The sequence below is a fragment of the Colwellia sp. Bg11-12 genome (assembly GCF_014076955.1).
In the GTDB taxonomy this organism is placed as follows: domain Bacteria; phylum Pseudomonadota; class Gammaproteobacteria; order Enterobacterales; family Alteromonadaceae; genus Colwellia_A.
On the sequence record NZ_JACGUZ010000078.1, the window covers coordinates 233149 to 245492 of the forward strand.

The 12344-nt window shown below is 40.5% G+C and carries 6 protein-coding genes; all 6 read left to right on the forward strand.

Annotated features, from left to right (window positions below):
• Nucleotides 1-238 precede the first annotated feature (238 nt).
• Nucleotides 239-4267, forward strand: a complete 4029-nt coding sequence (gene rpoB / locus H4J39_RS15950) for a DNA-directed RNA polymerase subunit beta (RefSeq protein WP_182229346.1) — start codon at nt 239-241, stop codon at nt 4265-4267.
• Between the two features lie 101 nt (nt 4268-4368).
• The gene (gene rpoC / locus H4J39_RS15955; protein ID WP_182180518.1) at nt 4369-8580 is read left to right on the forward strand and encodes a DNA-directed RNA polymerase subunit beta'; all 4212 of its coding nucleotides are present in this window, start codon (nt 4369-4371) and stop codon (nt 8578-8580) included.
• A 186-nt stretch (nt 8581-8766) separates the two neighbouring features.
• Complete coding sequence (gene rpsL / locus H4J39_RS15960; RefSeq protein WP_011045492.1) at nt 8767-9141, forward strand: 30S ribosomal protein S12; 375 nt, start codon at nt 8767-8769, stop codon at nt 9139-9141.
• A 116-nt stretch (nt 9142-9257) separates the two neighbouring features.
• Entirely contained in the window at nt 9258-9731 is a 474-nt protein-coding gene (gene rpsG, locus H4J39_RS15965; RefSeq protein ID WP_070375045.1) for a 30S ribosomal protein S7, read from the forward strand.
• A 223-nt stretch (nt 9732-9954) separates the two neighbouring features.
• Nucleotides 9955-12063: an elongation factor G gene (gene fusA, locus H4J39_RS15970; protein ID WP_182229347.1), complete on the forward strand. Its 2109-nt coding sequence runs from the start codon at nt 9955-9957 to the stop codon at nt 12061-12063.
• A gap of 78 nt (nt 12064-12141) precedes the next feature.
• Nucleotides 12142-12344, forward strand: a 203-nt coding sequence (locus H4J39_RS15975; protein ID WP_259364653.1) for a GTP-binding protein, incomplete at its 3' end; no start/stop codon positions are given.

Sequence of the window (12344 nt, forward strand, 5' to 3'; positions counted from 1 at the left end):
GCCTGAAAAGGCAATGGCTGGTGACTTTAAAGTCACCGGCCTTTTTGCGCTAAAGAAAGTGGTTTTTTTAAACCAAAAAAGTGCATAATTTGATACTAAATGTATTAAGTATCATTGCAATATCCTGTCTGATACCAATTGGATTAGCTAACAAAATGTATGAAGTTATACTAAAGTTGTCTAGTCCAATTGGTATTTTAAAGGCAGATCGGCCATAACCAGCAAGCTGAGGAACCCCATGGTTTACTCTTACTCCGAAAAGAAACGTATTCGCAAGGACTTTGGTAAAAGCATACAAGTAATGGATTATCCATTTTTGTTATCAATCCAACTCGAATCTTTCCGTAAGTTTATTGATATTGATCCAACAGGTGAAACAGGCCTAGAGGCTGCGTTTCATTCTATTTTCCCAATTAAAGCCTACTCTGGTAGCTCAGAGTTACAATATGTGAGCTACAGACTTGGCGAACCGTTATTTGACGTCAAAGAATGTCAAATCCGCGGTGTAACCTATTCTGCGCCGCTTCGCGTAAAATTACGTTTAGTAGTTTACGATAAAGAAGCGCCAGCAGGCACAGTTAAAGATATCAAAGAACAAGAAGTATACATGGGTGAAATCCCATTAATGACAGACAACGGTACGTTTGTTATTAATGGTACTGAGCGTGTTATTGTTTCGCAATTACATCGTTCTCCTGGTGTGTTTTTCGATCACGATAAAGGTAAAACACACTCATCGGGTAAAGTGCTATATAACGCACGTGTTATTCCTTACCGTGGTTCTTGGTTGGATTTTGAGTTCGATCCAAAAGATAACTTATTTGTACGTATAGATCGCCGTCGTAAATTACCGGCATCAATCATTTTACGTGCATTAGAATATTCTACTGAAGAAATTCTAGATATGTTCTATGACACCACTGACTTCTCAATCAAAGGCGATAAGTTGATCATGGATTTAATCCCTGAGCGCTTACGCGGTGAAACGGCAACGTTTGACATTTGTTTGAAAAATGGTGATGTATTAGTAGAACAAGGTCGTCGCATTACTGCACGTCATATTCGTTCATTATCGAAAGAAAATCTTGAAAAGCTAGAAGTCCCAGCTGAGTACATCGTAGGTAAAGTTTTATCTAAAGCTTACATCGATGAGTCTACTGGTGAAGTTATTGCTGAAGCCAATGCTGAAATAACGTTAGAGTTATTAGCAGAGCTAAGCCAAGCCGGTCATAAAGTTCTTTCTACCTTATATATGAATGAATTCGATGTCGGTTCATACATGTCTGACACTATTCGTGTTGATGGTACTTCAAACAAGCTAGAAGCTTTAGTTGAAATTTACCGCATGATGCGCCCAGGCGAGCCACCAACAAAAGATGCAGCAGAAACGTTATTTACTAACTTATTCTTCGCATCAGAACGTTATGACTTATCAACGGTAGGTCGAATGAAGTTCAACCGTCGTGTTGGTAATTCAGACGATGTTGGTACGGGCATTTTATCTAATGATGACATTATTTCAGTCATGAGAACCTTAATCGCCATTCGTGACGGTAAAGGCGAAACTGATGATATCGATCACTTAGGTAACCGTCGTATTCGCTCTGTAGGCGAAATGGCAGAAAACCAATTCCGTGTAGGTTTAGTCCGTGTTGAACGTGCAGTTCGTGAACGTTTAAGTCTTGGTGACTTAGATGCGATCATGCCACAAGATTTAATTAACGCTAAGCCAATTTCTGCGGCTGTGAAAGAATTCTTTGGTTCTTCACAATTGTCACAGTTTATGGATCAAAACAACCCGTTATCAGAAGTTACGCATAAACGTCGTATCTCAGCATTAGGCCCAGGTGGTTTAACGCGTGAACGTGCTGGTTTTGAAGTTCGAGATGTACATCCTACCCATTACGGTCGTGTATGTCCTATCGAAACGCCAGAAGGTCCAAACATTGGTTTGATCAATTCACTTTCGTGTTATGCACGTACCAACGATTATGGTTTCTTAGAAACTCCTTATCGTAAAGTGATTGATGGCTTAGTAACTGATGACATAGATTATTTATCAGCAATTGAAGAAGGTAACTTCGTTATTGCCCAAACTACTGCTGCGGTTGATAGTGAAGGTAAGTTAGTTGACGGCTTAGTACAATGTCGTCACAAAAATGAATTTACACTAATCTCTGCAGAACAAGTTCAATATATGGACGTTTCGCCACAACAGATTATTTCAGTTGCAGCAAGCTTAATTCCATTCCTTGAGCACGATGATGCTAACAGAGCCTTGATGGGTTCAAACATGCAACGTCAAGCTGTACCAACTCTTATCGTTGATAAGCCGTTAGTCGGTACGGGCATGGAAAAAGTAGTCGCTGTTGATTCTGGTGTAACTGCTGTTGCCAAACGTGGTGGTGTAGTGAGCTATGTAGACGCTTCACGTATCGTTGTTAAAGTTAACGAAGACGAAATGCATGCTGGTGAAGCAGGTATTGATATCTACAACTTAACAAAATACACACGTTCTAACCAAAATACATGTATCAACCAACGTCCACAGTGTCGTATGGGCGAACCTGTAACTCGTGGTGATGTTTTAGCTGATGGTCCTTCAACGGACATGGGTGAATTAGCCCTCGGTCAAAACATGCGTATAGCGTTTATGCCTTGGAATGGTTACAACTTCGAAGATTCAATGTTGTTATCTGAACGTGTTGCAACAGAAGATCGTTTCACTACAGTTCATATTCAAGAGTTAACCTGTATAGCACGTGACACAAAATTAGGTAGTGAAGAAATTACTTCAGATATTCCTAATGTTGGTGAATCAGCTTTATCTAAATTAGATGAAGCGGGTGTTGTTTACATCGGTGCTGAAGTTAATGGTGGCGACATCTTAGTGGGTAAAGTTACTCCTAAAGGTGAAACACAATTAACACCAGAAGAAAAACTATTACGTGCTATTTTCGGTGAAAAAGCTGCTGACGTTAAAGACAGCTCTTTACGTGTACCTAACTCAGTTAAAGGTACTATCATCGACGTTCAAATCTTCACCCGTGACGGTGTAGAAAAAGATAAGCGCGCTGTTGAAATTGAAGAATTACAACTTAAAGAAGTTAAGAAAGATTTAGGCGATGAATTTAGCATCTTAGAAGATGGTATTTATGCTCGTGCTAAAAATCTTCTTTTATCTGCTGGCTTAAACGAATCAGACATTAATAGTATGTCTCGTGCAAATTGGTTAGTTCAAAACTTGTCTGACGAAGGTCAACAATCTGAGCTTGAACAAATTGCTGAGCAATACGACAATATTAAAGCTGATTTTGATAAGAAGTTTGAAATTAAACGTCGTAAGATTACCCAAGGTGCTGATTTAGCTCCAGGTGTTCTTAAAATCATCAAAGTTTATTTAGCGATAAAACGCCACATCCAACCGGGTGATAAAATGGCCGGTCGTCATGGTAACAAAGGTGTTATTTCAAACGTTGTTCCAGTAGAAGATATGCCTTACGATCAATATGGTGTTCCTGTTGATGTGGTACTTAACCCGTTAGGTGTACCATCACGAATGAACATTGGTCAGATCTTAGAAACTCATCTAGGTATGGCGTGTCGTGGTATTGGCGAAAAAATCAACCGTATGTTGGAAGCGCAACAAGAAATTCATAAACTACGTAACTTCATTCAAGAAGTTTACAATGTAGGTGAATCTCGTCAAGTTGTTGACATCGCAAGTTTCTCTGATGACGAAGTGATGCGTTTAGCTAATAACTTGCGTGCAGGTCTTCCTATTGCTACTCCAGCATTTGATGGTGCAGCAGAGAAAGAAATCAAAGAGATGTTTAGACTTGCAGATATGCCTGAAAGCGGTCAGTTTATCTTAACTGATGGTCGTACCGGTCGTGAATTTGAACGTCCTGTAACGGTTGGCTACATGTATATGTTAAAACTTAACCATTTGGTTGATGATAAAATGCATGCACGTTCTACTGGCTCTTACTCATTAGTAACGCAGCAACCACTTGGCGGTAAAGCGCAATTTGGTGGTCAGCGTTTTGGTGAGATGGAAGTATGGGCACTAGAAGCTTACGGTGCTGCTTACACGCTACAAGAAATGTTAACGGTTAAATCTGATGATGTTAACGGTCGTACTAAGATGTATAAAAACTTAGTAGACGGTGATCACAGAATGGAACCAGGCATTCCTGAATCATTCAACGTATTGTTGAAAGAAATTCGTTCGTTAGGTATTAACATCGAATTAGATCAGGACTAGCCTCCAAAGCTGCATGCTGACTATCAATTTGATGAGTCAGTACACGGAGAAAGCAGGCAACTGCTTTCTCTTTAAGGTTTAACTCCGACAGGAGAAGAAGTGTGAAAGATTTACTTAAGTTTCTTAAGCAACAAAATCAAACAGAAGAGTTCGATGGTATACGTATCGGACTAGCCTCACCTGACCAGATTCGTTCTTGGTCATTTGGTGAAGTGAAAAAACCTGAAACGATTAACTACCGTACGTTCAAACCTGAACGTGATGGTTTGTTTTGTGCGCGTATTTTTGGTCCAGTAAAAGATTACGAATGTCTTTGTGGCAAATATAAGCGTTTAAAGCATCGTGGTGTTATTTGTGAAAAATGTGGCGTTGAAGTTACATTAACAAAAGTTCGTCGTGACCGTATGGGCCATATCGAATTAGCTAGCCCCGTTGCACATATCTGGTTCTTAAAATCATTACCTTCACGTATTGGTTTGTTACTTGATATGACGCTTCGTGATATCGAACGTGTCCTTTACTTTGAATCCTATGTTGTTACTGAACCAGGTATGACAACATTAGAAAAAAGCCAAATTCTAACCGAAGAAGAATATCTTGACGCGTTAGAAGAACACGGTGATGAATTTGACGCCTTAATGGGTGCAGAAGCTGTTTTAGCTTTACTACAACAAATCGATTTAGAAGGCGAAGTAGCGCAAATGCGTGAAGAACTTCCTGAAATTGGTAGTGAAACTAAGCGTAAAAAAGTTACAAAACGTTTGAAATTAATGGAAGCATTTGCCGCTTCAGGTAACAAACCTGAGTGGATGATAATGAACGTACTACCCATTTTACCACCGGATTTACGTCCGTTAGTACCTTTGGATGGTGGCCGTTTTGCTACGTCTGATTTGAACGATTTATACCGTCGTGTTATTAACCGTAACAACCGTTTAAAACGTCTTCTAGACTTAGTAGCACCAGACATTATCGTACGTAACGAAAAACGTATGTTACAAGAGTCTGTTGATGCACTTCTTGATAACGGTCGTCGTGGTCGCGCAATTACCGGTTCTAACAAACGTCCTCTTAAATCTCTTGCCGATATGATTAAAGGTAAGCAAGGTCGTTTCCGTCAGAATCTATTGGGTAAACGTGTTGATTACTCTGGTCGTTCTGTAATTACTGTTGGTCCTACACTGCGTTTACACCAGTGTGGTTTACCGAAAAAAATGGCACTTGAATTATTCAAACCATTTATTTACGGTAAATTAGAAGCTCGTGGTTTAGCGACTACAATTAAAGCAGCTAAAAAATTAGTTGAACGTGAAGGCGCTGAAGTTTGGGATGTACTTGACGAAGTAATTCGTGAACATCCGGTAATGCTTAACCGTGCACCAACTCTTCATAGACTAGGTATTCAAGCATTTGAACCTGTTCTTATTGAAGGTAAAGCGATTCACTTGCATCCACTGGTTTGTGCGGCATACAACGCCGATTTCGATGGTGACCAAATGGCGGTACACGTACCGTTAACTATTGAAGCACAAATGGAAGCTCGTACTTTAATGATGTCTACTAATAACGTGCTATCACCAGCAAACGGTGAGCCGATTATTGTACCATCACAAGATGTTGTTTTAGGTTTGTACTACTTAACACGTGACCGTGTTAATGGTTTAGGTGAAGGCATGGTTTTTGCTGACACTAAAGAAGCTGAAAAGGCTTACCGTACTGGCGTTGCTGAACTACACGCACGTGTGAAAATTCGTATCACAGAATACTTTAAAGACGAAGAAGGTAACTTTACTGTTCCTAAAACGACTTTACGTGATACCACGGTCGGCCGTGCCATTATGTGGCAAGTTTGTCCACAAGGTATGCCTTATGATCTAATCGATCAACCGCTTGGTAAAAAACCTATTTCGAAACTGATTAACCATGCTTACCGTAATTTAGGTTTGAAAGAAACGGTTATTTTTGCTGACCAAATCATGTACACAGGCTTCCATTACGCGATGATCGCGGGTTGTTCTGTTGGTATTGATGATATGGTTATTCCTGATGCTAAATACACTATTATTGAAGAGTCGGAAGAAGAAGTTGCTGAAATCCAAACTCAATTCGAGCAAGGTTTAGTTACTCAAGGCGAAAAATATAACAAAGTTATTGATATTTGGTCATCTGCCAACGAGAAAATCTCAAAAGCGATGATGGACAATTTATCAAAAGAAACAGTTATTAACCGTGATGGCGTTCCAGAAGAACAAGATTCATTCAACTCTATCTACATGATGGCTGACTCGGGTGCTCGTGGTAGTGCTGCTCAGATCCGTCAGTTAGCAGGTATGCGTGGCTTGATGGCAAAACCAGATGGTTCTATCATCGAAACGCCAATCAAAGCTAACTTCCGTGAAGGTTTGAACGTATCAGAATACTTCATCTCAACTCACGGGGCGCGTAAAGGTCTTGCCGATACAGCATTGAAAACAGCTAACTCGGGTTACCTAACTCGTCGTTTGGTTGATGTTGCACAAGATTTGGTTGTTACTGAACATGATTGTGGTACCTACGACGGTCTACAAATGACGCCACTTATCGAAGGTGGTGATGTTGTTGAACCATTAAGAGAACGTGTTCTTGGTCGTGTTGTTGCTGAAGATGTTATCAAGCCGGGTACTGACGAAGTTTTATTACCACGTAATACGTTAATAGACGAAGCTTTATGTGATTTCATTGAAGAAAACTCAATTGATCAAATGAAAGTACGTTCAATTATTACCTGTAAAACTGATTTTGGTATTTGTGCTCATTGTTACGGTCGTGATTTGGCTCGTGGACATATGATCAACCAAGGTGAAGCTATTGGTGTTGTTGCAGCACAATCAATTGGTGAACCTGGTACACAGCTTACCATGCGTACGTTCCACATCGGTGGTGCCGCATCGCGTGCTTCTGCTGAGAACAACGTACAAGTTAAAAACACTGGTACCTTGAAACTTCAAAATGCTAAGTTTGTAACTAACTCTGAAGACCATCTTGTTATTACCTCACGTTCTTCTGAAATGACGGTAATTGATGAACTCGGTCGTGAAAAAGAACGCTATAAAGTTCCTTACGGTTCTGTTCTTTCTAAGAAAGATGGTGGTTCAATTGTTGCCGGTGAAATTATCGCCAACTGGGACCCACATACTCACCCTATTATTACGGAAGTAGCTGGTAAAGTTCAGTTTGTTGACCTTTCTGATGGCGTGACTATGGTTCGTCAAACGGATGATCTTACTGGTTTATCAAGTATTATCGTTACTGACGCAGGTCAACGTAATGCTACCGGTAAAGAAATGCGTCCAGCATTGAAACTTATCGATGCTAAAGGCGATGAAGTAATGATTGCAGGGACTGAAATCCCAGCACTTTACTACTTACCAGGTAATGCTATTGTAAACTTGGAAGATGGCGCGGATGTAAATATTGGTGATGCACTTGCTCGTATACCACAGGCAAGTTCAAAAACTCGTGATATTACCGGTGGTCTTCCACGTGTTGCTGATTTATTTGAAGCGCGTAAGCCTAAACTTCCTGCTATTCTTGCAGAGAAAACAGGTGTTGTTGCTTTCGGTAAAGAAACTAAAGGCAAAGTACGTCTATTGATCACTCAGCCTAGCGGTGAAGTTTACGAAGAGATGATTCCTAAAACGCGTCTTTTAAATATCTATGAAGGTGAGCCAGTGATTAAAGGTGAAGTTATTGCCGATGGTCCTGAGTCTCCGCATGATATCTTGCGTTTACGTGGTGTTGCGCCTGTTGCTAATTACATTGTTAACGAAGTACAAGAAGTATATCGTTTACAAGGTGTTAAAATTAACGACAAGCACATCGAAGTTATCGTCCGTCAAATGATTCGCAAGTGTGAAATCTTAGACGCCGGTGATAGTGATTTCTTGAAAGGCGAACAAGTAGAAGTAGCACGCGTGAATATTTCAAATCGTGAGCTTGAATCTGCTGGTAAGCAACCTGCTGAATACGAAATGCAAATGATGGGTATTACTAAAGCATCATTAGCAACTGAATCGTTTATTTCAGCGGCATCTTTCCAAGAAACAACACGTGTACTTACTGAAGCTGCTGTCGCAGGTAAGAAAGATAAGTTACGTGGCTTGAAAGAAAACGTTATCGTTGGTCGTTTAATCCCTGCAGGTACGGGTTATTCATATCACCAAGAACGTGCTAAACGTAAACTACAAGCAAAAATGCCTGCCGTTGAAGAAGTCGCTGTTTCAGCTGACGATGCAGCACAAGCATTAACTGACGCACTAAATGCTAGTGATTAAGTAAAAAATATAGCGTTAATGGCCTGTGCTACTTGACAGGCCATAGCTTGACCTATAGAATTCCGCGACCCTATATTCTGTACTGTTTATGTATAGCATTTAAGGTCGCGGATTTTCACGTTTATAAGGGTGTAAATTTCTCATTGATTGGAATTTGCACAAGTTTAACTAATCGGGAGCTATTTAATGGCAACTATTAACCAATTAGTACGTAAACCACGTGTAAGACAAGTAACTAAAAGTAACGTTCCAGCGTTACAAGCTTGTCCACAACGTCGTGGCGTATGTACTCGTGTGTATACAACTACACCGAAAAAACCTAACTCAGCACTTCGTAAAGTTGCTCGTGTTCGTTTAACTAACGGCTTCGAAGTAACTTCATACATCGGTGGTGAAGGACATAATTTACAAGAGCATAGCGTTATTTTAATACGCGGTGGCCGTGTAAAAGATTTACCGGGTGTGCGTTATCACACCGTTCGTGGCGCGCTTGATTGTTCAGGTGTAAGCGACAGAAGACAAGGCCGTTCTAAATACGGTGCTAAACGACCTAAATCTTAAGTTTTCCTCTCTAACTCCTTATAGATAGGAAGAGAAAAAAACGTTAAGTAAGGCCAAATAAGAAATTTTTAAATTTATATATTTTGGATTAATCCTGAATACTACGGAGAATTAAGATGCCAAGAAGACGCGTCGTAGGGCAACGTAAAATATTGCCAGATCCTAAGTTCCATAACGAACTTTTAGCAAAATTCATCAACATCCTTATGGTTGATGGTAAAAAATCTACTGCAGAAAAAATTGTTTACGGTGCATTAGACATTTTAACTGAAAAAAACAGCGAGAAAACTCACTTAGAGCTTTTCGAAACTGCTTTAGATAATATCCGCCCATCTGTCGAAGTTAAATCTCGTCGTGTTGGTGGTTCTACTTATCAAGTACCAGTTGAAGTTCGTCCAGTTCGTCGTAATGCTCTAGCCATGCGTTGGTTAGTTGAAGCAGCTCGTAAACGTGGTGAAAAATCAATGGCTCAGCGCCTAGCTAACGAAATGTTAGATGCGTCTGACAGCAAAGGTTCAGCGGTTAAGAAACGTGAAGACGTTCACCGTATGGCTGATGCTAACAAAGCGTTCGCTCACTACCGCTGGTAAGCTAGCAGTTTTGAATGGATGTATGATTTACCCTTTGCATATGCTTAGGGTAAATACATGGCTAGCAAGAGTTTCTCTTGCTAGCCATACTAACTTTTACGGACTGATGCTTTGTACAGTTCAAAAAGTATTAAACAGTAGTATTAAACAAATACTCACCGCTTACGCGATTATTTATTTAATAGTACTAATTATTAGTGACTAAGAATTAGAGGATTTCATTTTGGCACGTATCACCCCTATTGAGCGCTACCGTAACATTGGTATCTGTGCGCACGTAGATGCTGGCAAAACGACAACCACAGAACGTGTTTTGTTTTACACGGGTCTTTCTCACAGAATTGGTGAAGTGCATGATGGCGCTGCAACCATGGACTGGATGGAACAAGAGCAAGAGCGTGGTATTACCATTACTTCTGCAGCGACTACCTGTTTCTGGAAGGGTATGGATGCGCAATTCGTTGACCATCGCATTAATATTATTGATACCCCTGGCCATGTTGACTTCACTATCGAAGTTGAACGTTCATTACGTGTACTCGACGGTGCAGTATTAGTGTTGTGTGCCTCTTCAGGTGTTCAACCGCAAACAGAAACTGTTTGGCGTCAAATGGAAAAGTATGCCGTTCCACGCATTGTTTTTGTTAACAAAATGGACCGCACTGGCGCAGACTTTCTTTCTGTTGTTGCTCAGCTAAAAGCACGTCTAAAAGCAAATGCAGTTCCTATTCAGTTACCTATTGGTTCAGAAGAAGATTTTAAAGGTGTTATAGACCTTGTTAAAATGAAAGTGATCAACTGGAGTGAAGACGATCACGGGATGACTTTTACTTATTCAGCAATACCCACCGATATGCAAGACCTTGCCGATGAATGGCGTGAAAATATGATTTCAGAAGCGGCTGAAGTGTCAGACGATTTAATGGAAAAATATCTTGAAGATGGCGATTTGACAGAAGACGAAATCAAGTCAGCCCTTCGCAAGCGTACGCTTAATAATGAAATCATTCTTTGTACTTGTGGCTCTGCTTTTAAAAACAAAGGCGTACAAGCTGTTTTAGATGCAGTTATTGACTATTTACCTTCACCAACTGAAGTTGCTGCTATTACCGGTATTAGTGATGATAAAAATGAGACACCCGCGACGCGTGCCGCTGATGACAGCGCACCATTTTCAGCTTTGGCTTTTAAAATTGCCACTGACCCTTTCGTAGGAACACTTACCTTTTTCCGTGTTTATTCGGGTGTCGTAAAAACAGGTGACAGCGTTTTTAATCCTATCAAAGGAAAAAAAGAACGTTTAGGCCGTCTTGTACAGATGCATGCCAATGATCGTAAAGAAATTAAAGAAGTACGTGCTGGGGATATCGCTGCAGCCATTGGTTTGAAGGATGTTACTACAGGTGAGACTTTGTGTGATGCAAATCATGTGATCACACTTGAGAGAATGGAATTTCCAGATCCAGTAATTTCAATTGCTGTTGAGCCGAAAACCATCGCTTCTCAAGACAAGTTAGCCCTTGCATTAAGTAAATTATCAGCTGAAGATCCATCGTTTAAAGTGGCATCTGATGAAGAAACAGGCCAAACGATAATTTCTGGCATGGGTGAGCTACACTTAGACATCATTGTTGAACGTATGAAGCGAGAGTTTGGCGTTGAATGTAATGTGGGTAAACCACAAGTCGCTTATCGTGAAACGATTCGTTCAACGGTAGAAGTTGAAGGTAAATTTGTTCGACAATCAGGTGGTAAAGGTCAGTTTGGCCACGTCTGGTTGAAAATGGAGCCCTTACCTGAAGGTGGTGGTTTCGAGTTTGTTAACGAAATTGTTGGCGGTAGTGTTCCTAAAGAATATATCCCCGCCATAGAAAAAGGCTGTTTTGAGCAAATGGATAGTGGCGTTTTAGCTGGTTACCCGATGCTTGATGTTAAAGTAACACTTTATGACGGTTCTTTTCATGACGTTGACTCTAACGAAATGGCGTTTAAAGTTGCTGCTTCAATGGGATTTAGAGAAGGGGCGTTAAAAGCTACGCCAACTCTTCTAGAGCCTATGATGAAAGTAGAAGTTACAACGCCAGAAGAAAACATGGGTGATGTCGTTGGCGATTTAAATCGTCGTCGCGGTATGATCGATGGCATGGACGAAGGTCCTGCTGGCTCTAAGGTAGTGAATGCAACAGTACCACTGTCTGAAATGTTTGGTTATGCTACTGCATTACGCAGTGCAACACAGGGCCGCGCCTCTTATTCTATGGAATTTTTACAATACAGTGAAGCTCCTAAGAATGTAGTTGCGGCAATAACAGAATCTCTTGGAATCTCGTAAGACACTCACTTATAGTTAGTGAAAGTCTAGCTCGGTCGTCTTGGCTGCGCTTTTAATAAACTTTAAGGTAAATGAAAAATGGCTAAAGCAAAATTTGAACGTTTAAAACCGCATGTTAACGTTGGTACTATCGGTCACGTCGATCACGGTAAAACAACTTTAACAGCTGCTATCTCTGCAGTATTAACTAAAGTACACGGTGGTGAAGTTAAAGATTTCGCACAAATCGATAATGCTCCTGAAGAGCGTGAGCGTGGTATTACAATCAATACTTCTCACAT